Below are 25,524 nucleotides of genomic sequence, written 5' to 3'. Positions count from 1 at the left end.
CGTGGTGTGCGTGGGGAGGGTCAGGCGCGGCTGACCTTGCCCGCCTTCAGGCAGGAGGTGCAGACGTTGAGGCGCTGCCGGTTCCCGTTGCCGATCCGGGCGTGCACCGTCTGCACGTTCGGGTTCCACCGGCGGTTGGTCCGGCGGTGGGAGTGCGAGACCGACTTCCCGAAACCGGGGCCCTTCGCGCACACGTCGCACACCGCAGCCACTTCGAACACCTCTCGACCTCAACGGACACCAGAGCACGCGGGAACACCACCGCGTGGCAGGTCACCAGGGTAACCGAGCCCGCCGGACGCTGTCGGACCCGGGTGGCACGCTGGCGTCCGTGGTGCACATGGACTCCCCCCTCGCCGAGGCCGTCGGAGGACGCTCGGCCTCGGTGCTGCGCAAGCACCTCGACATGCACACCGTGGGCGATCTGCTGCGCCACCTGCCCCGGCGCTACGAGACGATGAACGACCTGGACAAGGTCGATCCGCGGGATCTGTCGGTGGGCGACCAGGTGAACATGATCGCCGAGGTGCGCAGCGCGCGGGGCGAGCGCAAGTTCCGCCGCGGCGGGGGCAAGCAGATCCACATCACCACGATGGCGGTGGCCGCGGGCGACCTCGAGCTGTCGGTGACGTTCTTCAACCAGCCCTGGCGCGTGCGCACCATGCCCGTCGGGAGCCGGGCCTTCTTCGCGGGCAAGCTCGAGAAGTTCCGTGACCGCTGGCAGCTCGGCTCGCCGCGCGCCATGCGGATCAGCACCGGCGACGACGAGACCGATCCCGACGACGAGTCGATCAAGCTCCCGCCGGTCACGCCGATCTACCCCGCCACCAAGGACGTGCAGACCTGGGAGCTGCTCGCCGCGGTCCGGCAGACGCTCGACGTCTTCGACGACCCGATCGACCCGGTGCCGCAGGAGGTCCGGGAGCGGCACGGCCTGATCGACCTCGGGCGGGCCCTGCGCGACATCCACCTCCCCGCCTCGCTCGACGCCGCCCGCCCCGCGATGCGCCGGCTCACCTGGGACGAGGCCCTCGGTCTCCAGCTGGCCCTGCAGGGCGAGCGGTTGAACGCCGCCACCCGCCCCGCGCCGGCCTGCCCCCGGACCGACGACGGGCTCGCCGCGGCCTTCGACGCCCGGCTCCCCTTCGAGCTGACGGGCGGCCAACGCCGGGTGGGCGCCGAGCTCGCCGAGGCCCTCGCCGGCACCACGCCGCTGAACCGCCTGCTGCAGGGCGACGTCGGGTCGGGCAAGACGGTCGTGGCGCTGCGGGCGATGCTCCAGGTCGTCGACGCGGGCCGGCAGGCCGTGCTCCTCGCGCCCACGGAGGTGCTCGCGGCCCAGCACGCACGGTCGCTGCGGGCGATGCTCGGCCCGCTCGGGCGCTCGGGCGAGCCCGCGGGCCTCTTCGGCGACGACGGCGACGAGCCGGTCGAGCTGGACACCGACGAGCGGGCCACGCGGATCGTCCTGCTCACCGGGTCACTGGCCGCGAAGGAGCGCAAGCAGGCCCTGCTCGACGTGCAGTCCGGCGTGGCCGGGATCGTCGTGGGGACGCACGCGGTGATCCAGGAGAAGGTCGGGTTCGCCGACCTCGGGCTGCTGGTGGTCGACGAGCAGCACCGGTTCGGCGTGCGCCAACGGGACGAGCTGCGGTCACGGCCGGGGGAGACCGCCCCGCACCTGCTGGTGATGACCGCGACGCCGATCCCGCGGACGGTCGCGCTCACCGTGTACGGCGACCTCGAGAACTCCGTGCTGGACGAGCTGCCGGCCGGACGCAAGCCCATCGACACCCACGCGGTGCCCGGCGGGAGGCCGAAGTGGCTCGCCCGGGTGTGGGAGCGGGTGCGCGAGGAGGTGGACGCGGGCCACCAGGCCTACGTCGTCTGCCCCCGCATCGGCGACGACGGACCGGCGAGCGACGAGGAGGAGGGCGGCGGCGCCGACGGCGAGGAGCGGCGCCCACCGCTCGCGGCCCTCGAGGTCGCCGAGCTGCTCGCGGCCGGCCCGCTGGCCGGGCTGCGCCTGGAGGTGCTGCACGGACGGCTGCCGGCCGAGGAGAAGGACGACGTCATGCGCCGGTTCGCCGCGGGCGACGTCGACGTGCTCGTCTCGACGACGGTGATCGAGGTCGGGGTGGACGTCCCGAACGCCACCGTGATCGTCGTGCTCGACGCCGAGCGGTTCGGGGTCTCCCAGCTCCACCAGCTCCGCGGCCGCGTGGGCCGGGGTGACACCGCCTCGTCGTGCTTCCTCGTCAGCGACCTCGAGGGGCCGTCGATGGAGCGCCTGCAACGGATCGCCGAGATCACCGACGGCTTCGCCATGGCCGACCTCGACCTCGAGCTGCGCAACGAGGGCGACGTGCTGGGCACCGAGCAGGCCGGACGCCGCAAGACGCTGCGCTTCCTGTCCGTCCGCCGGCACCTCGACGAGATCACCGAGGCCCGCGAGGTCGCCCGGGCCCTGCTCGCCGACGACCCCACGCTCGCCCACCACCCGCGGCTGGCCGGTCTGGTCCGGGGTGTGGTCGGCGAGGAGGGCGCGAGCTTCCTCGACAAGCTGTGACGGCCCGCCCGTCGCGGCCCACCCGGGGTGACCGGTCGGATACCCGGAGGTAGCCGATCGGCGCGCGGGGGCGACCTCCGGGCGCGACACGCAACGGCCGGGTGCGCGCTCGCGGTCACGGTTCGGTTACGGTTCGGCGGTCGGTTCGCAACAGCGACCCGATGCGCTCGGCCGCTTCGCTCGGATTCCCGTCCGGTGGCCTCCCCGGAGCGCACGACGTCCAGGACGGGACGGAGATCGTCGGTCCGACTGCACTCCCCAGCAGCGGATCGACACGGACGGGTCGCACGCGCGTCCCCGCCAGGTCGCCGCCGGGCGTGGAGACGACGTATGACCGCAGTGCTGCCGCCCGTGCGGACGCCGAACGGCCGCCACGCCGCTCCCGCCGCCGCCACCACCGGCTCCCTCGGGCCGATCCCCGCCGAGATGGTCGGCCGCGGCGCCCACGGGGCGCCCGCCGGTCTCCGCGACGCCCGTCAGGTCGCCGACCCGCGCAGCGCGCGCCGTCCCGCCCCGCAGGGCCCCCAGCCCCTCAACCGTGCCGCCCGGACCGCCGGCCTGTCGCTGGCCGCGCTCGGGGCGCTCGCCGGTGCCGGGGGCGCCGCGGCCCACGGACTCGTGCCGACCGGGGACGAGCCCGCCGCGACCGGGGAGTTCGCGCTCCCGACGCTGGCGGCGAGCAGCATGACCCTGCCGGCCGCCCCCCAGGTCTCCTCCGCGATCACCGCGGTCATGCCGGTCGCCGCCCCCGCCGTGGCGCAGGCGACGCCGCAGTACAAGACGGTGTCCGCGACGACCCGTCAGGCCGCGGCCGCGAAGGCCGCCGCCCCGGCCGCGCCGCAGCTCTCGGCCGGCGCGCAGATGGCGCAGGACGCCATCGAGGCCGCAGAGTCGCGGCTCGGCAAGCCGTACGTCTGGGGCGCCACCGGCCCGAACAGCTTCGACTGCTCCGGGCTGATGCAGTACGCGTTCGAGAAGGCCGGCAAGGACCTGCCCCGCACCTCGGCCGCGCAGTCCAAGGTCGGCCAGAAGGTGTCGATGGACGACCTGCAGCCCGGCGACCTGATCTTCCTCTACAGCCCCGTCAGCCACGTCGTCATGTACATCGGCGACGGCAAGGTGATCGAGGCGCCGACCAGCGGCCAGGACGTCAAGTACACGCCGCTCTCGAAGATCGAGAAGAACGCGGTGGGCGCTCGCCGCGTGGTGTAGCCCTGCAGAAGAGAGTGGCCCGGGGCCCCCACCCCGATGGGGACCCCGGGCCGTGATCGGTGTTCGGACGCTCCCCAGCTCCCGGCACCGAAGGTCTCGGTCGTCGGCACCCGCTCCCGACGCACTAGGAATGTCCGCTCGGGCGGCGTCTCAAGCGGGTCTGATCGTGTGATATCGCGCGCGTCACACCGTCACCATGTGCGGTGACCTGCCGACCAACGGGTACGGGCCGCACCCACAGGACGGGATCTCGGTCGGTCCGGCGTCATGAACCGGCCCGGAACGGGACATCCCGCCCCCGTGTGGCGCGTCCTCCTGCTGACGGCGGTCCTCGTCGCCGTCCTCCCGGTGCCGACGGCGAGCGCCACCCGGTGCGGTGCGGACGTGCCGGGTCTGGTGACGTCGTCGGTCGACGTGGGGGACGTGCAGCTGCACGTCGCGGTCGGCGGACCGGAGCAGGCCCCCGCCGTCCTCCTGCTCCACGGGTTCCCCGAGACGTGGCGGACGTGGCGGACCGTCGCGCTCGACCTGGCCGCCGACCACCGCGTCGTCGTCCCCGACCTCCGCGGCGCCGGCTGCTCGGACCCCGGCCCCGTCGTCGACCCCGACGCGGCCACGCTGGCCGGTGACCTCGCGGAGCTCGCCACGCGCCTGCGCCTGGCGCCGGCGGTCGTCGTCGGCCACGACATGGGTGCCATGCCCGCGTACGCCTGGGCCCACGCGCGGCCCGACCAGGTCCGGCACCTGGTCCTCTCCGGCGGCGGGGTCCCGGGTCGTGGACTGGAGGAGCTGGCACCACCGCACGTCGCCGCCTTCGCGGCCGCCCCGCGGGGACGGCTCGCCGCCGAGGTCGCGGGCCGCGAACGGGAGGTGCTCGCCCGCTTCGTCGGGGACCCGGCGGTGGTCGCGTCGGGGTCGCTCGACGACGCGGTCCGCGCGTACTCGGCGCCCGGCCGCTACGACGCGGCGATGGGCCGGTACCGGGCCCTGCCCCGTGACGCCGCCCGCAACCGGGACGCCGGCCCGCTCGCCGTGCCCGCGACGGCGCTCGAGGGTGGGGCGCCCGGGATCAGCGCCGCGACCCTGCCGGGCGCGGACGTCGTCGTGGTGCCCGGGGCGGGGCACTACCTGCAGGAGGACCGGCCGCACGGGACCGCGGCCGCGATCCGGTCGATCGCCCACCGGTGAGGTCCGGTGACCGCCCGGCCGGTCCGGCGGCGAGGTTCACGTCAGGCAGGCTCGACGCCCCCTGGACCTGCCCCCTGTGCACCTCGACACCGGCGGGAGCGGGTGGGGCGATCGGCCGCGCTCCGATGGCGCCGTTGACGCATCGAGTGCCATGGATGGGCCATTCCTGTCGTCCGCCCGGTGCTCGCGGCCGCGCGTCGGTGGCGCCGTCGACGCATCGGGTGCCATGAAAGGGCCATTCCTGTCGCGGGCCCGGTGAGCGTGGCGCGCTGCTGACGTCAGGGTGACAGTCGTGTGCCACCGCTGACGTCGCGGCCGGTGGACGACTCAGGCGCGCAACCGGCCCCGGAGGTCGCGCATGCCCCGGGCGGCCGCCTGCTTCACGGCGTCGGCGACCGCGGCGTACTCGTCGACCGGGGTGCCGTGCCGCGGGGGGAGGGCGGACGGGGGCCGGGTCTCGGCGGGGTGGGGCGGGGTCGACCCCGGGGCGGACATCCGGGGAGCGACCGCGTCGGCGTAGCGGCGGGCCTCGTCCCACGCCGCGACCGCCCGGTCGACGGCGGCGACGAACTCCTCGCGGCGCGGGTCACCGGGCTCGGTGGGCGTCGCGAGCACCTGGGCGTCGGCCAGCGCCTCGACGAACGCCTCCGTCGTCGGCACCGACACGTCCACGAGGGCCGGCCGGGCGGCGACGGCCCGCGGGTCGGACTCGAACGCGGCGTAGTCGCGCTGCAGGGCGGCGAAGCGGTCCCGGGCGAGGGCCCACCGGGCGGCGCGGTGCTCGCCCAGCCGACCCGACCTGCCGTCGGGATGACCGAGGACGACGGTGCGGACCCGCCGGACCCCGCGCTGCGCCGCCAGCACCGTGGCGACGATGGCGGCGAGCGCGGCGGCGACGAGGTCGGCCACCGCGGCGAGGAGGGCGGCGCCGACGCCCTCGAGGGTGCCGTCGGCGACCCAGACGCCCAGGAACACCAGCGGTGACACGACCGCCAGCAGCACCGAGAGCCCGTAGAGCCACGGCACGGCGGAGCGCCGCATCGGCGTGATCGTCGAACCCGGCATGGGCCGCCTCCTCGTGTCCCCTTCTTTGGTACCGGAAGACCCGGCGGCGGACCACGCCCGCGGTACCGTGCGCCGCCGAGATCAGCCCGTTCCCGCCGGGAGGACGACCGAATGTTCCGCAAGGTGCTCGTGGCCAACCGGGGTGAGATCGCGATCCGGGGCTTCCGCGCCGCCTACGAGCTGGGCGCCGCCACGGTGGCCGTGTTCCCGGTCGAGGACCGCCAGTCCGAGCACCGGCTCAAGGCCGACGAGGCCTACCTCATCGGCGAGGCCGGGCACCCGGTCCGGGCGTACCTGTCGATCGAGGAGATGATCCGCGCGGCGCAGAAGGCGGGCGCCGACGCGATCTACCCCGGGTACGGCTTCCTCTCGGAGAACCCCAAGCTCGCGACGGCCTGCGCCGAGGCCGGCATCACCTTCATCGGGCCCCCCGCGCGGGTGCTGGCGATGGCGGGCAACAAGCACCGGGCGGTCGCGGCGGCGCGGGAGGCCGGGGTGCCGGTCCTCGACTCCTCGGACCCCTCCGACGACATCGAGACCCTGCTCGCGGCGGCGGCGGAGATGACGTTCCCGCTGTTCGTGAAGGCGGTCGCGGGCGGCGGGGGTCGCGGGATGCGGCTGGTCACGGAGGAACGGAACCTCCGGGACGCCCTGCAGGCCGCGATGAACGAGGCGTCGTCGGCGTTCGGTGACGCGACGGTGATCCTCGAGCAGGCGGTGATCGACCCGCGGCACATCGAGGTGCAGATCCTCGCCGACGCGGAGGGCCACGTGATGCACCTCTTCGAACGGGACTGCTCCGTGCAGCGGCGCCACCAGAAGGTCGTCGAGATCGCGCCCGCGCCGAACCTGTCGCCCGGACTGCGCGAGCGGATCTGCGCCGACGCCGTGAAGTTCGCGACCGCGATCGGCTACGTCAACGCGGGCACCGTCGAGTTCCTGCTCGACGCCGAGGGCCGGCACCACTTCATCGAGATGAACCCGCGCATCCAGGTGGAGCACACGGTCACCGAGGAGGTCGCCGACGTCGACCTCGTCGGCGCCCAGATGCGCATCGCCTCGGGGGAGACCCTCGCCGACCTCGGGCTGTCCCAGGACACCGTGTCGCTGCACGGCTTCGCGCTGCAGTGCCGCATCACCACCGAGGACCCGGCCAACGAGTTCCGTCCCGACGTCGGGATGATCTCCGCCTACCGCTCGGCCTCGGGCTCGGGCGTCCGTCTCGACGGCGGGACCGCCTTCGCCGGCGCGCGGATCAGCCCGCACTTCGACTCGCTGCTGGTCAAGGTCACCTGCCGCGGCCGGGACTTCACGACGGCCGTCCGACGCGCGCGGAGAGCCCTGGCCGAGTTCCGGGTCCGCGGCGTCTCGACCAACATCCCGTTCCTCATGGCCCTGCTCGACGAGCCGGACTTCCGCGAGGGCCGGGTGACCACGAGCTTCATCGCCGAGCACCCGGAGCTGCTCGCCGCCCGGGCACCCGCCGACCGCGGCACACGGATCATGAGCTACCTGGCCGACGTCACGGTGAACAAGCCGCACGGCACCCCGCCCGACCTGGTCGACCCGCGGGACAAGCTGCCCGCCGTCGACCTGGGGACCGCGCCGCCCGACGGGTCGCGGCAGCGGCTCGGCGAGCTCGGCCCCGAGGGGTTCGCGGCGTGGCTGCGGGCGCAGACGACCGTGCCGGTCACCGACACCACGTTCCGCGACGCCCACCAGTCGCTGCTGGCCACCCGCGTGCGCACCCGGGACCTGCTCGAGATCGCCCCGCACGTCGCGCGGACCACGCCGGAGCTGCTGTCGGTGGAGTGCTGGGGCGGCGCGACCTACGACGTGGCGCTGCGTTTCCTCGCCGAGGACCCGTGGGAGCGGCTTGCGCGCCTGCGCGAGGCCATGCCCAACCTCTGCCTGCAGATGCTGCTGCGCGGGCGGAACACGGTCGGCTACACGCCCTACCCGACCGAGGTGACCGACGCGTTCGTCGCCGAGGCGGCCCGCGTCGGGATCGACGTCTTCCGCATCTTCGACGCGCTCAACGACGTGGCGCAGATGCGGCCGGCGATCGACGCCGTCCGCAGCTCCGGCGGGGCGCTCGCCGAGGTCGCGCTCTGCTACACGAGCGACCTGATGAACCCGGCCGAGGACCTCTACACCCTCGACTACTACCTGCGCCTCGCCGAGCAGATCGTCGACGCGGGCGCCCACGTGCTGGCGATCAAGGACATGGCCGGTCTCCTGCGGCCGCCGGCGGCCCGGAAGCTCGTGACGGCGTTGCGCGAGCGGTTCGACCTCCCGGTCCACCTGCACACCCACGACACGGCGGGCGGGCAGCTCGCCACCCTGCTCGCGGCGATCGACGCCGGCGTGGACGCCGTCGACGCGGCCGTCGCCTCGATGGCGGGCACCACCTCGCAGCCGTCGCTGTCGGCGCTGGTCGCGGCGACCGACCACAGCGACCGGGAGACCGGGCTGTCGCTGGACGCGGTCAACGCGCTCGAGCCGTACTGGGAGCTGGTCCGGAAGGTCTACGCGCCCTTCGAGTCGGGCCTCGCGTCGCCGACCGGGCGGGTCTACACCCACGAGATCCCCGGCGGGCAGCTCTCCAACCTCCGTACGCAGGCCGTCGCGCTCGGGCTGGGCGACCGGTTCGAGCAGGTCGAGGACGCCTACGCCGCGGCCGACCGGATGCTCGGGCACCTGGTGAAGGTCACGCCGTCGTCGAAGGTGGTCGGCGACCTCGCGTTGCACTTCGTCGGCGCGGGCGTGGACCCGAAGGACTTCGAGGCGGACCCCGCGAAGTACGACATCCCCGACTCGGTGATCGGCTTCCTGCGCGGTGAGCTGGGTGACCCGCCCGGGGGCTGGCCGGAGCCGCTGCGGACCCGGGCGCTCGAGGGCCGGACCGAGCGCCCCGGCGTCGCGGAGCTCACCGACGAGCAGCGCGCGGGGCTCGACTCCGACCGCGGGAGCACGCTCAACGAGCTGCTCTTCCCGGGCCCGACGACGGAGTTCCGCGAGCACCGGACCTCCTACGGCGACACCTCGGTGCTGCGCAGCCAGGAGTTCTTCTACGGGCTGCGCCCCGAGACCGAGTACGCCGTCGACCTCGAACCCGGCGTCCAGCTGCTCATCGAGCTGGAGGCCATCTCCGAGCCCGACGAGCGGGCGCTGCGGACCGTGCTGATGTCGCTCAACGGGCAGCTCCGGCCGTTGCAGGTGCGCGACCGGTCGGTGGACACCGACGTCAAGGCCGCCGAGAAGGCCGACCGCTCCGACCCGGGACACGTCGCGGCGCCGTTCGCGGGCGTGGTGACGCTGCAGGTCGCCGAGGGCGACGAGGTGTCCGCCGGGGACACCGTCGCGACCATCGAGGCGATGAAGATGGAGGCCGCCATCACCGCCCCGTCGTCGGGAACGGTGCAGCGCCTCGCCCTCGGGAGGGTGCAGCAGGTGGAGGGCGGCGACCTGGTCGTGGTGCTTGGCTAGGTGGGCCCCGTTCCTGACGGCGGGGCTGGTCGCGCTGGGGCTGACGGTGGTGGCGGGGGTGCTCGTCGGCCGTTGGGTGGCGCGCGACGTCGAGCTGGACCGCGGTATCACGGCGTCGCCCACCGCCGCCGAGGTCGCGTCCGCGGCCGGGTTCTGCGCGCTGCCGGTACCTCCGGCTCCGGTCGGTCCGCTGCGCCGCGAGCAGGGGATCGACGGGCTGGTGGTGTTCCGGGTCCTGCTCGACGGCGGGTCGGCGCGGGACTGGCTCGCGGGCGGCGGGATGCCGTCCGCGGTGCCCTCGGTCGGCGCGGCGGACCTCGAGTTCGGACCGGACCTGCCGTCGGGAACGCCGGTGGTGGCGCAGCACCGGGCGCCGCGGCCGGGCGGCGGGATCGTGTACCGGTCCGCCGTCCTGGGACCGGGTGCGGTCGAGGTGCGCTGCTTCGAGACCTAGGCTCTCCGACCGATGAGTCGCATCGTGGCGGGCACGGCCGGCGGGCAGCGGATCCAGGTGCCGCCGCACCGCGTCCGGCCCACGTCCGACCGGGTCCGTGAGGCGCTGTTCTCCCTGCTCGCGGCCCGCGGCGTGCTCGAGGACGCCGCGGTGCTCGACCTGTACGCGGGGTCGGGCGCGCTGGGCCTCGAGGCGCTCTCGCGCGGCGCACTGACGGCGACGCTGGTGGAGCGGGACCCCCGTGCCTGCGGGTTCATCCAGACGAACGTCCGGACGACGGGGCTCTCGGGGGCCCTCGTGCGGCGCGCATCGGTGCCGACCTACCTCAAGCGGCCGACCGACACCGTCGACCTCGTGTTCGTCGATCCGCCGTACGCCGGGACCGAGGACGAGGTGGACGCCGTGCTGGGGCTGCTCGTGCCGTGGTTGTCCCCGGACGCCCTGGTGGTGCTGGAGCGGGACTCCCGGACACGGACGCCCGCGTGGCCGGAGGGGCTGGAGGCCGAGGACCCGCGGGTCTACGGGGAGACGACGCTGCACCTCGCGGGCCCGGCCTGACGTCAGCGGTGGCACACGGCTGACACCCGTCGTCAGGATCGGGACACGCTCGACGGGTACCCGTGGCCGGTGAGCGACCTCGAGGACCGGTACCTGGAGCTGGTGCGGTCCGAGCTGCCGGAGGCTGCCCGTCGGGACGGCTGGGTCATCCGGAACGACCACTGCTTCGGACGGGTCCTGCTCGACGACGCGGTGGGTGGGTGCTGGTACGACGTGCTGGGGCGCGGTCGCGGAGCGGCCTTCCGGCGGCTGGAGCCCGAGCAGCTCGAACACGCCGTGGCGCAGGGGGAACGGATGCTGCGCGAGGGCGCCGAGACGGTGCGGGCCCTCGACGCGCAGTCGCTCGCGTGGCGGGGGAAGGCGCCGAAGCACTGATCATGGCGGTCCGACGATGTGGGTTCTCTGCCACTGGATGACAGCAACGACGCTCCGCTGCCACAGGGGAAGAGGCATGATCGACCACCGTGGACCTCGCGGACGCGACGCAGGACTGGGCCCCGGAGCCGATCACGACGACGGGTGGGACCTCCGCCTGGACGGTGGCGGCGGTGAGCGGGATGTTCGACCTCGACCCGGTGGCCGGCGAGGGGGACCCGCTCCCACCGATGTGGCACTGGTTCGGGTTCCTCGACCACCCGCGGACCGACGAGCTGGGTGACGACGGGCACCCGCTCCACGGCCACTTCCTGCCGCCGATCCCCGACCGGCGCCGCATGATCGCGGGCGGGCGCCTGCGCATCGGGGAGCCGATGCAGGTGGGCCGGACCTACACGCGCCGGTCGTCGCTGGTGAGCTCGCAGGTCAAGCACGGGCGGTCGGGCGACATGCTGCTGGTGACCGTGCGCACCGAGTTCTTCGACGGGGACGACGTGCTGGTCACCGAGGAGTCCGACGTCGTCTACCGCTCGCAGGCGCCGGGCCAGGCGCGCGGCATCGCGTTCGACGACCCGGACGCCGACGCGCCCGCCCCGTCCGACGAGGCCGTGGTGCTGACCCCCGACGAGCGGCTGCTGTTCCGGTTCTCCGCGCTGACCTACAACACCCACCGCATCCACTACGACCAGCCGTACGTCACCGGCGTCGAGGGCTACCCGGGCCTCGTGGTGCACGGGCCGTTGCTCGCCCTGATGTGCCTGGAGATCCCCCGCCGTCGGGGGCGCCCCGTGCGCTCGTTCGACTACCGGCTCTCGCGGCCCGCCTTCGCCGGGACCCGGATCGTCGCCGACCGCACCGACGACCACGGCGGCGTCGCGGCCGGTGTTCCCGGGGTGCCGCCGTCGATCACCGGGACCGTCACGGCCTGATCGCCGCGAGGAACGGCTCGACGCCCTCGACCACCACACCGTCGAGCCGGCGCCGCCGCCAGGCCCCCGGGGTCACGGCGAGGTGGACCTCGGGGGTGCCGTCGGAGTGGCGGCGGCGGTCGGTCTCGCGGTACCCGCACCGCTGCGACACCCGCAGCGAGGCGTGGTTGTCGTCGGCCGCCGAGGTCACGGCGCGGGTCGTCCCGAGGTGCTCGAACGCCAGCTCCAGGAGCATCAGGCGGACCCGCCGCCCGAGCCCCCGGCCGTGCTCGGCCCGCGCCAGGAACGACGTCGTCCCCACCTCGCCGGGCCGCTCGCCCGCGTCGAGCGTCGCGTGGCCGACGACCCGCCCGCCGTCGAGGACCGCGAAGGGCACCCGCCACGCCCCACCCGCCGTCGGGAAGCGACGCAGGGACCAGGAGTGCTCGAGGAAGACGCGGGCGGCGGCGTCGTCGCCCATCGGCCGCGTGAGGAAGTGTTCCGCGCCGGGAGCGAGGACCCCGGCGGGTTCGGCGACGAACGCGGCGATCTCCAGCAGTTCGACGTCGGTCGGCGGGGTGAGGACGAGACCCGCGTGCGCGACCCGGATCGCGAACCAGGGATAGAGCGCCGCGAGGTCGTCCCGGACGTAGTCCACGGTCGGATCCTGCTATAACCCCCGGATCATGAGGCAGGAGACGCAGCGCAGCGGAGCTCGACCATGAGGGCCGTCTGTCCAGGTTCGTTCGATCCCGTCACCCTCGGCCATGTGGACGTGGTGCGGCGTGCGGCCGCGATGTTCGACGAGCTGGTGGTCGCCGTCGCGGTCAACCCGAACAAGCAGGGCCTGTTCACCGTCGACGAGCGCCGCGGGCTGCTCGCGGACACGTTCGCCGACCTGCCGAACGTCTCGACGGCGGCCTTCTCCGGCCTGCTCGTCGACTGGTGCCGCGAGCAGGGCGTCGGTGTCATCGCCAAGGGCCTGCGCTCGGGCACCGACTACGCCTACGAGCTGCCGATGGCGCACATGAACCGGCACCTCACCGGGGTCGACACGGTCTTCCTCTCCGCCTCGCCGGAGCACACCTTCGTCTCCAGCTCGCTGGTCAAGGAGGTCGCCCGCGGCGGCGGGGACGTCTCGGCCTTCCTGACGACGGGCGTGCACGCGGCCCTGCAGGAGCGGCTCGCCGGACGCTGAGGACACGCCCGACACGCCGCAATGCGCCGGGCGGGGGAGCGCGCGCCGCACACTGGCGGTCGGCGACGCGGGAGGTGGGTCGACATGTACCGGGTGTTCGAGGCGCTCGACGAGCTCGTGACCATCTGCGAGGAGGCGCGCGGCGTCCCCATGACGACGAGCTGCGTCGTCCCCCGGGGTGACGTCCTGGAGCTCCTCGACGACATCCGCGAGGCGATCCCGGGCGAGCTCGACGACGCCCAGGATGTGCTGGACCACCGCGACAAGCTCGTCAACGACGCGGCGGAGGAGGCCGAGCGGACCACCGAGGAGGCCCGCACGGAGGCCGACCGGCTGCTCGCCGAGGCGCGGGAGCAGACCCAGCAGATGATCGCGGAGGCCGAGCACGAGGCGGAGCGGGTCGTCGCGCGGGGCCGTCGTGAGTACGCCGACCTGACCGACCGGGCCGCCGCCGAGGCCGACCGGATGACCGAGGCCGGCCGCCAGAGCTACGAGCGGGCCGTGACCGACGGGCGCGCCGAGCAGCAGCGGCTCGTGTCCGAACACGAGGTCACCCTCGCCGCGCGCGACGAGGCCGCCCGCGTCCTGGACCGGGCCGCCGACGACGCGCACCAGGCCCGCACCGACTGCGACCACTACGTCGAGACCTCGCTCGCCGAGTTCACCGAGACCCTCGAGTCGGTGCTCGACACCGTCGGGCGGCACCGCCACCAGCTGCGGACCGGCCAGGTCGGTGCCGCGGCCCAGGAGCACACCCCCGAACGGGCCAGCGCGTAGGACCGTCCGCCCGCGCTCCCGGCCGAGCGAGCGGCACGTTCGCAGCGTCTATGTGCGCGAGAGTGCCGCTCGCTCGGAACCCGCCCGCGCGCGAGAGTGCCGTTCGTTCGGGGAGGGGGCGCCCGCGTAGCCTGGAGAACCGGGCCGCGCCCGTCGTCGGGAACACGTCCCGGCCTGCAGCACGTTGGTCCGTATCGAGATGACTGAGAAGCACACGCCCAGCCCAGACGCATCGAGCCCGTGGGTCGTCGACGTCGCCCGCGAACTGTCGCGCCGGCCCGGCACCATGAAGCTCTGGGTGCGCGACGTACCCGCCCCGTCCGACTTCGGGCTCGAGGTGATCGGCGTCCCCGAGGGCGACCCCATCCACCTCGACCTGCGCCTGGAGTCGGTGATGGAGGGCGTCCTCGCGAGCGGCACGGTGAGCGCCCACGTCGTGGGGGAGTGCTCGCGCTGCCTCGGTGAGGTCACCCAGGACGTCGAGGTCGACGTCACCGAGCTGTACGCCTATCCCCACTCGGTCACCGAGGAGACGACCGACGAGGACGACGTCGCGCGCATCGTCGACGAGAAGATCGACCTCGAGCCGGCCGCCCGCGACGCCGTCCTCCTGGAGCTCCCGAACGCCCCGCTGTGCAGCGACGACTGCCCCGGCGTGGCCTCCCCGGACCCGGAGGCATGGGCCTTCGTCCCGGCGGGGACCACCCATGAGAGGATTGACCCTCGCTGGGCCGCCCTGCAGGAGCGTTTCGCCGGCGGCAGCACTGAGAACTGAGGAGTAGAAGCACCGTGGCCGTCCCCAAGCGCCGGATGTCGCGCGCCAACACCCACGCCCGCCGTTCGCAGTGGAAGGCGTCCGTGCCGACCCTCGTGGCCTGCCAGAACAAGGCCTGCGGCCAGCCCAAGCCGCCGCACGTCGCCTGCCCCACCTGCGGCCAGTACGCCGGCCGTCGGGCCGTCACGCCGGCCTGATCGCCGTGGCCGCGACGGCGGCCGGCGCGACTGACCAGGACGGTTCGCCGGCCGAGCGGCTCTGCCGGGTGCTCGGGATCGAGGTCGATCCCGAGCTGCTCCGGCTCGCCCTGACGCACCGGTCGTACGCCTACGAGAAGGGCGGGCTGCCGACCAACGAGCGCCTGGAGTTCCTCGGGGACTCCGTGCTCGGGATCGCGGTGACCGAACGCCTGTACCGGGAGCACCCGGACCTGCCCGAGGGCCAGCTCGCGAAGCTGCGCGCCAGTGTGGTCAACATGCACGCGCTGGCGAGCGTCGCGCGCACGCTCGGGCTCGGCGCGCTGATGTACCTCGGCCGCGGCGAGGAGATGACCGGCGGCCGCGACAAGGACTCGATCCTCGGCGACGCCGTCGAGGCGATCCTGGGTGCCGTGCACCTCGAGCACGGGATCGACGTGGCGCGCGAACTCGTCGGCCGCCTGTTCGGCGACCTGCTCCACCAGGCCCCGCGGCTCGGCGCCGGCCTGGACTGGAAGACCAGCCTGCAGGAGCTGACGGCCGCCTCCGGCCGTGGTGTCCCGGAATACCGGATCACCGAGGAGGGGCCCGACCACGCCAAGGAGTTCACCGCCACGGCGGTGGTCGCCGGCGAGGGCCTCGGCACCGGGATCGGCCGCACGAAGAAGGACGCCGAGCAGAAGGCCGCGCAGGCGGCCTACGAGGCCATCCACGGGCCCGTCGTCTAGGTGCCCGAGCTCCCCGAGGTCGAGGTCGTCCGGCGCGGGGTCTCCGACCACGCGGTCGGGCGGACCGTCGCGTCGGTCGAGGTGCTGCATCCCCGCGCCGTGCGTCGCCAGGCCGGGGGAGCGCCCGAGCTCGGCGCCCGCCTGGCGGGCCGCACGCTCGTCGCCGCGCGCCGACGCGGCAAGTTCCTGTGGGTCGATCTCGACGACGGGACGGCGCTGCTCGCCCACCTCGGGATGAGCGGCCAACTGCTCGTGCAGCCCGCCGACCGGCCGGACGAGAAGCACCTCCGCGTGCGCCTGCGTTTTCGCGACGACGGGTCCGAGCTGCGGTTCGTCGACCAGCGGACCTTCGGCGGGCTCACCGCCGTGGACACCGTCGAGTCCGACGGCGAGCGCGTGCCCCTGCCCGTCGGGCACATCGGCCGCGACCCGCTGGACCCGGCGTTCGACCTGGAGGCCGCGGTCGGGGCCTACCGGCGCCGCCGCACCGAGCTCAAGCGGGCCCTGCTCGACCAGACGCTCGTCTCGGGCATCGGCAACATCTACGCCGACGAGTCCCTGTGGCGGGCGCGCCTGCACTCGCTGCGCCCGACCGCCCGGCTGACCCGACCCGACGTCCGGAACGTCCTCACCGCGGCCCACGAGGTGATGACCGAGTCCCTGGCCCAGGGCGGGACGTCGTTCGACGCGCTCTACGTCGACGTGCACGGCGACTCCGGGTACTTCGCGCGTGCTCTCGCCGTCTACGGCCGCGAGGACGAGCCGTGCCCGCGGTGCGGCACGGCGATCCGACGGACCGCGTTCATGAACCGGTCGTCGTTCTGGTGCCCGACCTGCCAGAAGGTGCCGCGAGCGGCACGTGAGCAGAAAGGGTCGTCGTAGCGACCGTTTCTGCTCACGTGCGCGCAGCGCACCTACTTCTCCATGAGCTGCTTGAACTCCTGGAGGGCCTTCTCGATCTTCTTCTGCGGGTCGGCGAAGAGCTTCGCGCCGAGGTCGCCGATGGCGCCCCCGGGCGTCTCGACGTGCAGGCTGACCTCCACGCCGGTCTTGCCGCCGTGGTCGTCGAAGCGCACGGCACCGCCGGTCTCGACGTGGTTGTTGCTCTCCTCGAGCGACTTCCAGGCGATCTTGCGGTCCTGCTCCTCGTCGATGATCTTCGCGTCCCACTCGATCTTCTTGCCGAGCGGGCCGTCGACGACCCAGTGCGTCACGTCGGCGCTGCCGTCCTTCGGCTCGACGGACTCGACGTCGTCGAGGATCTGGGGCAGGTGGGTGAGCGGCCGCCACCAGCGGAAGCACTGGGCGGCCGGCGCGTTGACCTCGAGATAGTGCGTAGCGGTTGCCATGCGCGGTGATGGCCGCTCGACCCGTCCTCGCAAACGGCGCATCTCACCGACGGGGGGCGTGCCCCACGAACGCGCCGACGCCGGTGATCGAGCGGCCGACCACGAGGGTGTTGATCTCGCGGGTGCCCTCGTAGGAGTACAGGGCCTCGGCGTCGTTGAAGAACCGCACCACGCTGTTCTCCAGCAGGATGCCGTTGCCGCCGAACACCTCGCGTGCCCGTGCCACCGCGTCGCGCAGGTGGATCGTGGCCTCGCGCTTCGCCAGGGCCGCCTGCTCGTCGCGGAAGGTGCCCGCGTCCTGCATCTGCGCCACCTTCACCGCCATCGCGAGCGACGCCGTGGCGTGCCCCAGGATCGAGACGAGGTGGTCCTGGATCAGCTGGTAGGAGGCGATCGGGGAGCCGAACTGCACCCGCTCGGCGGCGTAGTCGCGGGCGAGCTCGTAGACGCCCATCATCGCGCCGACCGCGTTCCACGCGACCCCGCCACGGGTCACGCGCAGCACCCGGTTCGTGTCCTTGAAGCTCTGCGCGCCGGGCAGCCGGTTCGCCTCGGGCACGCGGGCGCCCTCGAAGGTCAGGTCGGCGTTCTGCACCGAGCGCAGGGCGAGCTTGCCCTCCATCTTGGTCGCGGTGAAGCCGGGCGTGTCCTGCTCGACGACGAAGCCCTTCACCTCGCCGTCGTCGGTGTCCCGGGCCCACACGACGACGAGGTCGGCGAACGTCCCGTTGCCGATCCAGCGCTTCGCCCCGTCGAGGACCCACTCGTCGCCCTCGCGTCGAGCGGTGGTCTCGAGGCCGCCCGCCACGTCCGACCCGCCGTGCGGCTCGGAGAGCCCGAACGCCCCGATCCTCTCCATCCGGCGCATGGCCGGCAGCCAGCGCTCCTTCTGCTCCTCCGACCCGAGCAGGTCGATGCTCGTCAGCGCGAGCCCGGCGTGGACGCCGAAGAACGTCGCCATCGACGGGTCGATCCGGGACAGCTCGAGGGAGACGAACGAGGTCAGCAGCCGGGAGTAGGCGCGACGGTCCGGCCACTCCCGGGCGAGGCCCACGACGTCGAGCTCGGCGAAGCCCGCGATCAGCTCGTGCGGGAACTCCGCGTCGGCCCAGTAGCGGTTCGCGATCGGCGCGATGCGCTGCTCGGCGAACGCCCGCACCCGGGCCAGGATCTCCTGCTCCTCGGGGTCCAGCAGCTCGACGTAGCCGTACACGTCACCCGGCAGCGGCTCGATCATGATTCCTCCCGTGCGCTCAGCACGGCCGCCTGGGCGCGGTCGCGGTCGTGGGTCAGTGCGTCGTAGTCGTCCCCGTAGGCGGCCTCGGTGCTTGTGACCAGGGCCTCGACCGTCGCGTCGTCGAGGGTGGGGTGCCCCAGGTCGGCCCAGCGACGCTCCATCCCCGGCCCGAGGTGGGTCAGCATGTGGCGTAGTCCGCCCGCCCCGCCGCCGAGGTGGAACGACAGGAACGGACCGCCGGTCGCCCAGCGGGGGCCGAGCGAGCCGGTGACCACGCGGTCGAGCTCCTCGGGGGAGACCACGCCGCGCCGGACGAGGCTCACGGCCTCCCGGAACAGCGCCGACTGCAGGCGGTTCGCGACGAAGCCCGACACCTCGAGGTGCTCCACCACCGGGTCCCGGCCCACCGAGCGCAGGAAGGTCGCGGCGCGCTCCACCGTCTCCGCGGCGGTCCGGGCGCCCGCGACGATCTCGACCAGCGGCAGCAGGTGCGGCGGGTTGAACGGGTGCGCGACGACGAGCCGTGCGGCGACGTCCGCGCCGAGGTCCGCCGCGATGTCGCTCGCGACGATGCCCGACGTCGAGGTCAGCAGGAGGGCGTCGGCCGGAGCCGCCGCACCCGCCGTCGTGAAGATCTCCTGCTTGACCGCGAGGCGCTCCGGTCCCTGCTCCTGGACGATCTCCGCCTTCCCGACGGCGGAGGCGAGGTCCGGGTCGGTCCGGACGCGGGAGAGCAGGTCGTCGGCGTCCGCGCCGATCGACGGCGCGAAGCGGCGGACGCCGTCGCGCACCGCCTCGTCGAGGTCGGGGCGCGGGTCGGTGACGGTGACCTCGTGGCCGTGCGCCGCGTGCAGCACGGTCCAGCTGACGCCGATCGTGCCGGCGCCGATCTCGGTGATCCTCATCGGTCCTCCAGGTAGTCGTGCACCGGGGTGAAGGGCGCGAGCGTGAGGTCGGTCAGCACGTGCGAGGCCGCGACGACCTCGAGCACGGGCAGGTCGGCCAGGGGAGCCATGACGTGCGGGTGCAGCTCCAGGCGGGCGGGGCCCTCCCAGGCGTCCTTCACGACGAGGTCGGTGATCCGGGTCCGCTGCAGGGTCGCGGCGGTCGGGCCGCCGCGGCCGGGGGAGAGCTTCACCGCGAACGTCGGGACGCCCACCTGCGCGCGGGCCTCGTCCGGGTCGAGCGGGGTGTTCTTGTAGGCCATGGTCGCGGTGGCGACCGGCAGGGAGCCGACGTGCAGCTGCCCGACGAGCGTGCCCTGCTCGACCCACAGTCGCGGCGAGCCGAACGCCTTCGGGTACGCGCTCTGCTCGCGGCCGGCGAAGGTGGCCGGGGCGTTGTCGAGGTACATCGCGTGCAGGTACTCGCCCTGCTCGCCGTCGAACGCGCAGCTCAGCGCCTGGCCGCACTCGGTGTAGGGGCCGAAGCCGTCGACGTCGCCCATGCGCATCACCTCGAAGCGCACCAGCGGCTCGACCACCTCGAGGGGCTCGGGCAGCGCGGCGCGGAACGCGTCGGGGTCGGTCCGGTAGACCACGTTGAGGTACTCGCGGTCGGTGAACCGGTGCGACCCGGGCGGGAAGGCGGGCGCGGAGAGCGGGGTGGTCCCGCGCCGGAGGATCTCGTCGGTGTTCACGGGACCATCGCCTCGATCTGTTCCTCGGACCGGCCGAGTTCCCGCAGGACCTCGGCGGTGTCGTCGCCCTGCCGCGGGGTCGGGGTGCGCATCCCGGCGGGGGTCGCCGAGAAGCGGACCGGGAAGCCGATCGAGCGGTAGGTGCCCTCCGTCGGGTGCTGCTGCTTGGTGAGCAGGCCGCCGTCGACGACGTAGGGGTCCTCGTGCGCGGTCTCGAGGTCCAGGACGGGTGCGAAGGGGATGGAGTGCTCGGCGCACAGCGTCGCCCAGGCGTCCGTGGTGCGGGTCGGGGCGATCGCGGCGATCTCGCCGTAGAGCTCCTCCTGGTGGCGGGCGAGCTGCGTGCGGTCGACGAAGCGCTCGTCGGTCGCCAGGTCGTCGCGCCCGGCGGCAGCGAAGAAGTCGGCGATGTTGCGCGGGCTGTAGGGCAGGATGCAGGCCCACCCGTCCTGCGTCGCGACTGCCGCGTGCCCGGCCGCGAGGGACCGGTTGAAGCCCGTGCCCCCGTCGTCGGGAACGAAGGTGTGGCCGGCGAGGTGCTCGACGAGGGTGAAGGCGAGCATCGTGTCGGCCATGGGGACCTCGACCTCCTGGCCCTCACCGGTGGCGCGCTGGTGGACCAGCGCCGCGAGCACCGAGTAGGCGATGGTCAGCGCGCAGACCTTGTCCGCGAGGACCGTCGGCACGTAGCTCGGGGTGCCGGTGGCGCGGCGCACGATGTCGGTCATGCCCGACGCGGCCTGGACGATCTCGTCGTAGGCGGCGCGGTCGGCGAGCGCGGAGTCGGACCGGAAGCCCTGTGCGCGGCAGGTGATCAGCCGCGGGTTGATCTCCGCGAGCTCGGCGTGGGAGATGCCGAGGCGGTCCAGCGCGCCGGGACGCATGTTGGTGATCAGGATGTCGGCCCCCGCGACGAGGTCGCGGAACGCGGCCTTCCCGTCCGCGGACTTCAGGTCGAGCGTGACCGAGCGCTTGTTGCGGTTGACGTTCAGGGCGAGATGGCCCATCCCGGGGTGCCGGGCGGGCGGGGCGAGCCGGGCGCTGTCGCCGCCCGGGGCCTCGACCTTGATGACGTCGGCCCCCAGGTCGCCGAGGATCTGCGCCGCGTAGGGGCCCATCACCACGGTGGCGAGGTCGATGACCCGCACGCCGCTCAGGGCGCCGTCGGTCTGCATGTGGTGCCTCCTTCGTGATCACCATCGACGTTAGGCGTGCTAACAACTTCTCCGCAATGTGAGATACCGTTACGTATATGGGTAACAAGCACCATCGGACCGTCGACCGGGTGGCGGAGCTGCTCGAGGCGGCGGTCGCCCGGCCCGGTGCGTCGCTCACCGAGCTGGCCCGGATGGTCGACGCGCCGGTGTCCTCGGTGCAGAAGCTCGTCGACGGGCTCGTCGCGGTCGGGTACCTCGACGAGTCCCACCGCCGGTACACGCTCGGGCCGGCGCCGTCGGTGCTCTCGGTCCGGGCCGGGCGGCCCGCGGTCCCGGTGCGGCCCGGGGTGCTGGGCGGGCTCGCCGAGCGGCTGGGGCTCCCGGTGCAGCTCGCGGTGCGGGTCGGAAACGACGCCGTCTGGGTCGACTGGGCAGGGGCGGACGAGGCCTTCGACTACGCGCTCTCCTCCCAGGTGCGGCGACCGCTGGTGGACACCGCGGCCGGACGGGTGCTCGTGGCGCACCTCGCCGCCGAGGCTCGCCGGGCGGTGGTGCGGGCGGCCCGCCCGGAGGATCCGGCCGCGGCCCTCGCGCTGCTGGAGGACTTCGAGCGCATCCGGACGACGGGGTGCGAGACGGGCCGCAGCGGGCGCCTGGTGCCGGACGCGGTGGCGGTGGCGGTACCGGTGTGGTCGGAGGGGCGGGTGGTGGCCGCGGTGTCGGTGATCGACCGCACGGGCGCCCTCGCGGACCGGGCGGACGACGTCGCGACGGTGCTGCGGGAGGCTGTCGGAGGGGTCGCGTAGCTTCCCGGGCAGGTCGGGGAGACCTGGGCGAGCGCAGCGACGGGAGGGGGCCTGGTCCGGGTGCATCTGAAGAGCCTGACGCTGAAGGGCTTCAAGTCCTTCGCGTCCTCGACCACCCTGCGCTTCGAGCCGGGCATCACCTGCGTGGTGGGGCCGAACGGCTCCGGCAAGTCCAACGTCGTCGACGCCATCAGCTGGGTGCTCGGCGAGCAGGGCGCGAAGGCGCTGCGCGGCGGGAAGATGGAGGACGTCATCTTCGCCGGCACCACCGGGCGGGCCCCGCTGGGCCGGGCCGAGGTGACGCTGACGATCGACAACTCCGACGGGGCGCTGCCGATCGAGTACACCGAGGTGTCGATCACCCGGCGGGTCTTCCGCTCCGGCGCGGGCGAGTACGAGATCAACGGCAGCTCCTGCCGCCTGCTCGACGTGCAGGAGCTCCTGAGCGACTCCGGGATCGGCCGCGAGCTGCACGTGCTGGTCGGCCAGGGGCAGCTCGACGCGATCCTGCAGTCCCGCCCCGAGGAGCGCCGCGCCTTCATCGAGGAGGCCGCGGGGGTCCTCAAGCACCGCAAGCGCAAGGAGAAGGCGCTGCGCAAGCTCGAGGCGATGGAGTCGAACCTCGCCCGCCTCGGCGACCTGACCACCGAGCTCCGCCGCCAGCTCAAGCCGCTCGGGCGCCAGGCAGAGATCGCCCGGCGGGCGCAGACGATCCAGGCCGACCTGCGCGACGCGCGGCTGCGGCTCGCCGCGGACGACCTCGTGACGCTGCGGAGCACGATCGCGCGGGACGCGGCCGACGAGGACGAGGCCCGGCGCCGGCGCGACGAGACCGAGCGGGCGCTCGCGGTCAAGTCGGAGGCGATGACGGAGCTGGAGGCCGCCCTCGAGGTCGACGCCCCGGCGTACGACCGGGCGCAGGAGGCGCACCACCGGCTCGCGTCGCTCGCCGAGCGGCTGCGCGGCACGGTGGCGCTCGCCGCCGAGCGCCACCGGCACCTGACGGCGGTGGAGGAGACGACCTCGGGCCCCGACCCCGACGAGCTGGAGCGCCAGGCCGCGTCGGCCGCGGAGAACGAGGAGGCACTCGCCGAGGAGGTCGCGCTCGCCCGGGAGACCCTCGAGGACGCCGCCGCCCGCCGGGAGGACGCCGAGGAGACCCTCGAGGCCGCCGACCGGCGGGTCGCGGCGGCGGCACGGGCGGCCGCGGACCGGCGCGAGGGGCTCGCCCGGCTCGCCGGGCAGGTCGAGACGCAGCGTGGGCGCGTCGCGGCGGCGGTCGAGGAGCTCGAGACCCTGGCGACGTCGATCGCGGAGACGACCGCGCGGGCGGCCACGGCCCGGGCGGAGCTCGCCGAGGAGGAGGCCGCGGCGGGCGAGTCCGCTCCGACCGGGCCGGACGACGGGGCACCGGACTCCGGGGTGTCGGTCGAGGTCGGCAGCGAGGACGGGGCCGGGGGTCCCGATCCCGAGGCCGCGTTCGACGCCGCGACCGAGCGCCACGAGCAGGTGCGGGCGGAGGTCGACCGCGCGGCCGCGGCCCACCGTGACGCCGAGCGGGACCGAGCGCACTGGCGCGCGCGGGTGGAGGCCCTCGAGCTGACGCTCACCCGGCGCGACGGGGCGGGGGAACTGCTCGCCGGGGCGCGCGACGGGGTGCTCGGCTCGGTGGCCGCGCTGTTGCGCGTGGGTCCGGGTGACGAGACGGCGGTGACCGCGGCGCTGGGGCCGGTGGCCGACGCCGTGGTGGTGTCCGGGGTGGACGCCGCCGCCGACGCCCTCGCCCACCTGCACGCCAGCGACGCGGGCCGGGCCGGGCTGCTCGTCGCGGGGGCGGGGCCCGCCGCGCCGACGGGGCCCGCCCCGGCCGGCGCCGTCTGGGCGGCCGACCTCGTCCGGGCGCCCGATGCGGTCGCCGGAGCGGTGGGCCGGCTGCTCGCCGGGGTGGCCGTGGTGGACGACCTGCCGGCGGCACGCGCCCTCGTCGCGGCGCACCCGGAGCTGACCGCCGCCACCCGTGCCGGCGACGTGCTGGGCGGGGCCTGGGCGATCGGCGGGCCCTCGGGGAACCGGTCGATCCTGGAGATGCAGTCGGCAGCCGACGAGGCGGGGGACCGGCGCGCCGACGCGGAACGTGCCGAGCGGGCGACGGCCGCCGCGCTCGAGGCGGCGCGGCAGGCCGAGTCGGCGGCGCGGGCGGAGGTCGGGGTGGCCCGCCAGGTCCGCGACGACGCGCGCCGGGCCGACGTCGAGCGGCGGAAGGTGGCCGACGCCCGCCGGGCGCAGGACGAGGCCCGGCGCGCGCAGCTCGCGCGCCGGCTCGGCGGACTGGCGGAGACGGTGCGCGGGGCGGAGGCGGAGCTCACCCGGCTCACGGAGCGCCGCGCGACGGTCGAGCAGGCGCACGAGGAGCGGCGCGCCGAGCTGGACGACCTCGCGGAGCGCCTGGAGATGGCGACCGACCAGGCCGACACCGACGCCGACGAGGTCGACGGGGCCGACGTCGCGAGCCGGGACGCCGCGTCGGCGGCGCTCAACGCGGCACGGGCCGCCGAGGTGGAGGGCCGGCTCGCGCTGCGCACCGCCGAGGAGCGGGCCCGGGCGGTGACCGGCCGCGCGGAGGCACTGCGCCACCGGGCCCGGGCCGAGCGCGAGCAGCGCGAGCGCGCCGCGACCCGTCGGCGGGAACGGGAGCGGCAGGCCGCGCTGCTCGGGGAGATCCTGGAGTACGGCCGGGTCGGGGTCGACCGGATCGCCACGTCGGTGGCGGCCGCGGCGGCGGCGCGGGACCGGCTGGCCGCGGCGCGGCAGGCGCGGGCGGCCGAGCTCGACGCGGTCCGCGAGCGGGCGCGGGGCCTCCAGCAGACGCTGGAACGGCTCACCGACGCGGTGCACCGCGACGAGGTCCTGCGCGCCGAGCAGCGCACGCGGCTCGTGCAGCTCGAGGAGTCGATCGTCGAGCGCTTCGGGATCGGCCTGGACGACCTCGTGCGCGAGTACGGCCCCGACGTCGGGATCCCGCCGAGCGAGGCCGAGGTCGCGGAGGTCACGGCCGCGCGCGAGCGGGGCGAGCAGGTCTCGATGCCGCCGCCCCTGCGCTACGACCGGGCGGAGCAGCAGCGGCGGGCGTCCCGGGCGGAGAAGGAACTCGGCACGCTGGGCAAGGTCAACCCGCTGGCGCTCGAGGAGTACGCGGCGCTCGAGGAGCGCTACCGCTTCCTGTCGACCCAGCTCGAGGACGTGAAGGCCTCCAAGCGGGACCTGCTCTCGGTGGTGGCCGACGTCGACCAGCGGATCCTCGACGTGTTCGCGGAGGCGTTCGCGGACGTGGCGCGGGAGTTCGAGGTCGTGTTCCCGGTGCTCTTCCCCGGGGGCGACGGACGGCTGGTGCTCACCGACCCCGACGACCTGCTGACCACCGGGGTGGAGGTCGAGGCCCGCCCGCCGGGGAAGAAGGTCAAGCGCCTCTCGCTGCTCTCGGGCGGCGAGAAGTCGTTGACCGCCGTGGCGATGCTCGTCGCGATCTTCCGGGCGCGCCCCTCGCCGTTCTACGTGATGGACGAGGTCGAGGCGGCCCTCGACGACGCGAACCTGCGGCGGCTCATCTCGCTGCTCGACGACCTCCGGCGCACCTCGCAGCTGGTGATCATCACCCACCAGAAGCCGACCATGGAGATCGCCGACGCGCTCTACGGCGTGAGCATGCGCGGCGACGGCATCACGGCGGTCGTCTCCCAGCGGCTCCGCGGGGCCGAGGCACCCGGACCACTCGCCCGGGCGGACCCCTCGCCCGTGTCGTGACGCTGTGTTGCGCTATCCTAGCGCTGCGTGATCAAGACATCA

General features: G+C 74.3%; 24 protein-coding genes. 16 read left to right on the top strand and 8 right to left on the bottom strand.

Translation table 11 applies throughout. From position 1 onward, the window contains the following. Positions 1-20: 20 nt before the first annotated feature. On the bottom strand, positions 21-212 hold the full coding sequence (gene rpmB, locus BJ983_RS13525) for a 50S ribosomal protein L28 (RefSeq protein ID WP_026204958.1): 192 nt from the start codon (positions 210-212) through the stop codon (positions 21-23). Between the two features lie 128 nt (positions 213-340). On the opposite strand from rpmB, the gene BJ983_RS13520 reads away from it, so the two are divergent. The 3 genes from BJ983_RS13520 (at position 341) to BJ983_RS13510 (ending at position 4,969) form a co-directional block, all read left to right on the top strand. Beyond that, a complete protein-coding gene (locus tag BJ983_RS13520; protein WP_179794259.1) occupies positions 341-2,569 on the top strand; it encodes an ATP-dependent DNA helicase RecG in 2,229 nt (742 codons plus the stop codon). Positions 2,570-2,899: 330 nt separating this feature from the next. After that, complete coding sequence (locus BJ983_RS30185; RefSeq protein WP_218890265.1) at positions 2,900-3,781, top strand: C40 family peptidase; 882 nt, start codon at positions 2,900-2,902, stop codon at positions 3,779-3,781. A 300-nt stretch (positions 3,782-4,081) separates the two neighbouring features. After that, positions 4,082-4,969 (top strand): alpha/beta fold hydrolase, encoded by an 888-nt coding sequence (locus BJ983_RS13510; RefSeq protein WP_179794258.1) that lies wholly within the window; start codon positions 4,082-4,084, stop codon positions 4,967-4,969. Between the two features lie 327 nt (positions 4,970-5,296). Here BJ983_RS13510 and BJ983_RS13505 read toward each other — a convergent pair whose 3' ends face one another. Further along, positions 5,297-6,034 (bottom strand): hypothetical protein, encoded by a 738-nt coding sequence (locus BJ983_RS13505; RefSeq protein ID WP_179794257.1) that lies wholly within the window; start codon positions 6,032-6,034, stop codon positions 5,297-5,299. A gap of 111 nt (positions 6,035-6,145) precedes the next feature. Between BJ983_RS13505 and BJ983_RS13500 the strand changes: the two genes are divergently transcribed. From BJ983_RS13500 to BJ983_RS13480, 5 genes are all read left to right on the top strand, one after another. Continuing rightward, complete coding sequence (locus tag BJ983_RS13500) at positions 6,146-9,523, top strand: pyruvate carboxylase (RefSeq protein ID WP_179794256.1); 3,378 nt, start codon at positions 6,146-6,148, stop codon at positions 9,521-9,523. Beyond that, a complete protein-coding gene (locus tag BJ983_RS13495; protein WP_179794255.1) occupies positions 9,516-9,977 on the top strand; it encodes a hypothetical protein in 462 nt (153 codons plus the stop codon). The genes BJ983_RS13500 and BJ983_RS13495 overlap by 8 nt, the downstream gene beginning before the upstream one ends. 12 nt (positions 9,978-9,989) lie before the next feature. Beyond that, entirely contained in the window at positions 9,990-10,535 is a 546-nt protein-coding gene (rsmD, locus tag BJ983_RS13490; RefSeq protein ID WP_179794254.1) for a 16S rRNA (guanine(966)-N(2))-methyltransferase RsmD, read from the top strand. Positions 10,536-10,604: 69 nt separating this feature from the next. After that, positions 10,605-10,910: a hypothetical protein gene (locus BJ983_RS13485; protein ID WP_179794253.1), complete on the top strand. Its 306-nt coding sequence runs from the start codon at positions 10,605-10,607 to the stop codon at positions 10,908-10,910. An 89-nt stretch (positions 10,911-10,999) separates the two neighbouring features. Further along, entirely contained in the window at positions 11,000-11,839 is an 840-nt protein-coding gene (locus BJ983_RS13480) for an HTD2 family dehydratase (protein ID WP_179794252.1), read from the top strand. Here the strand turns inward: BJ983_RS13480 and BJ983_RS13475 are convergent. Beyond that, on the bottom strand, positions 11,829-12,476 hold the full coding sequence (locus tag BJ983_RS13475) for a GNAT family N-acetyltransferase (RefSeq protein WP_179794251.1): 648 nt from the start codon (positions 12,474-12,476) through the stop codon (positions 11,829-11,831). The two genes, BJ983_RS13480 and BJ983_RS13475, sit on opposite strands and share 11 nt — an antisense overlap. A gap of 63 nt (positions 12,477-12,539) precedes the next feature. On the opposite strand from BJ983_RS13475, the gene coaD reads away from it, so the two are divergent. The 6 genes from coaD to mutM all read left to right on the top strand — a co-directional run bounded on the left by coaD (position 12,540) and on the right by mutM (position 16,375). Then, positions 12,540-13,016: a pantetheine-phosphate adenylyltransferase gene (gene coaD, locus BJ983_RS13470; RefSeq protein ID WP_179794250.1), complete on the top strand. Its 477-nt coding sequence runs from the start codon at positions 12,540-12,542 to the stop codon at positions 13,014-13,016. A gap of 84 nt (positions 13,017-13,100) precedes the next feature. Continuing rightward, positions 13,101-13,793: a DivIVA domain-containing protein gene (locus BJ983_RS13465; protein ID WP_179794249.1), complete on the top strand. Its 693-nt coding sequence runs from the start codon at positions 13,101-13,103 to the stop codon at positions 13,791-13,793. Positions 13,794-13,992: 199 nt separating this feature from the next. Continuing rightward, entirely contained in the window at positions 13,993-14,568 is a 576-nt protein-coding gene (locus tag BJ983_RS13460) for a YceD family protein (protein WP_179794248.1), read from the top strand. Positions 14,569-14,582: 14 nt separating this feature from the next. Next, positions 14,583-14,765: a 50S ribosomal protein L32 gene (gene rpmF / locus BJ983_RS13455; protein WP_179794247.1), complete on the top strand. Its 183-nt coding sequence runs from the start codon at positions 14,583-14,585 to the stop codon at positions 14,763-14,765. A 5-nt stretch (positions 14,766-14,770) separates the two neighbouring features. Continuing rightward, a complete protein-coding gene (gene rnc / locus BJ983_RS13450; protein WP_179794246.1) occupies positions 14,771-15,493 on the top strand; it encodes a ribonuclease III in 723 nt (240 codons plus the stop codon). Then, positions 15,494-16,375, top strand: coding sequence for a bifunctional DNA-formamidopyrimidine glycosylase/DNA-(apurinic or apyrimidinic site) lyase (gene mutM / locus BJ983_RS13445; protein ID WP_179794245.1), 882 nt, complete (start codon positions 15,494-15,496; stop codon positions 16,373-16,375). It abuts the gene before it with no gap. Between the two features lie 32 nt (positions 16,376-16,407). Here mutM and BJ983_RS13440 read toward each other — a convergent pair whose 3' ends face one another. The 5 genes from BJ983_RS13440 to BJ983_RS13420 are packed head-to-tail and all read right to left on the bottom strand — an operon-like array spanning position 16,408 to position 20,893. Next, the gene (locus BJ983_RS13440; protein WP_179794244.1) at positions 16,408-16,842 is read right to left on the bottom strand and encodes an SRPBCC family protein; all 435 of its coding nucleotides are present in this window, start codon (positions 16,840-16,842) and stop codon (positions 16,408-16,410) included. Between the two features lie 43 nt (positions 16,843-16,885). Then, a complete protein-coding gene (locus tag BJ983_RS13435) occupies positions 16,886-18,079 on the bottom strand; it encodes an acyl-CoA dehydrogenase family protein (protein ID WP_179794243.1) in 1,194 nt (397 codons plus the stop codon). Continuing rightward, the gene (locus BJ983_RS13430) at positions 18,076-18,984 is read right to left on the bottom strand and encodes a 3-hydroxyacyl-CoA dehydrogenase NAD-binding domain-containing protein (protein WP_179794242.1); all 909 of its coding nucleotides are present in this window, start codon (positions 18,982-18,984) and stop codon (positions 18,076-18,078) included. The genes BJ983_RS13435 and BJ983_RS13430 overlap by 4 nt, the downstream gene beginning before the upstream one ends. Continuing rightward, positions 18,981-19,718 (bottom strand): acetoacetate decarboxylase, encoded by a 738-nt coding sequence (locus BJ983_RS13425; RefSeq protein WP_179794241.1) that lies wholly within the window; start codon positions 19,716-19,718, stop codon positions 18,981-18,983. The genes BJ983_RS13430 and BJ983_RS13425 overlap by 4 nt, the downstream gene beginning before the upstream one ends. Beyond that, on the bottom strand, positions 19,715-20,893 hold the full coding sequence (locus BJ983_RS13420) for a CaiB/BaiF CoA transferase family protein (protein WP_179794240.1): 1,179 nt from the start codon (positions 20,891-20,893) through the stop codon (positions 19,715-19,717). Before BJ983_RS13420 ends, BJ983_RS13425 begins: the two co-directional genes overlap by 4 nt. Positions 20,894-20,970: 77 nt before the next feature. On the opposite strand from BJ983_RS13420, the gene BJ983_RS13415 reads away from it, so the two are divergent. Together BJ983_RS13415 and smc are read left to right on the top strand one after the other, a co-directional pair. Further along, entirely contained in the window at positions 20,971-21,681 is a 711-nt protein-coding gene (locus tag BJ983_RS13415) for an IclR family transcriptional regulator (RefSeq protein ID WP_179794239.1), read from the top strand. Between the two features lie 60 nt (positions 21,682-21,741). Continuing rightward, on the top strand, positions 21,742-25,482 hold the full coding sequence (gene smc, locus BJ983_RS13410) for a chromosome segregation protein SMC (RefSeq protein WP_179794238.1): 3,741 nt from the start codon (positions 21,742-21,744) through the stop codon (positions 25,480-25,482). Positions 25,483-25,524 lie beyond the last annotated feature (42 nt).

Origin of the sequence: Actinomycetospora corticicola (assembly GCF_013409505.1) — a bacterium.
Taxonomy (GTDB): Bacteria; Actinomycetota; Actinomycetes; order Mycobacteriales; family Pseudonocardiaceae; genus Actinomycetospora; species Actinomycetospora corticicola.
This window is presented reverse-complemented; position numbering and strand designations above follow the sequence as displayed.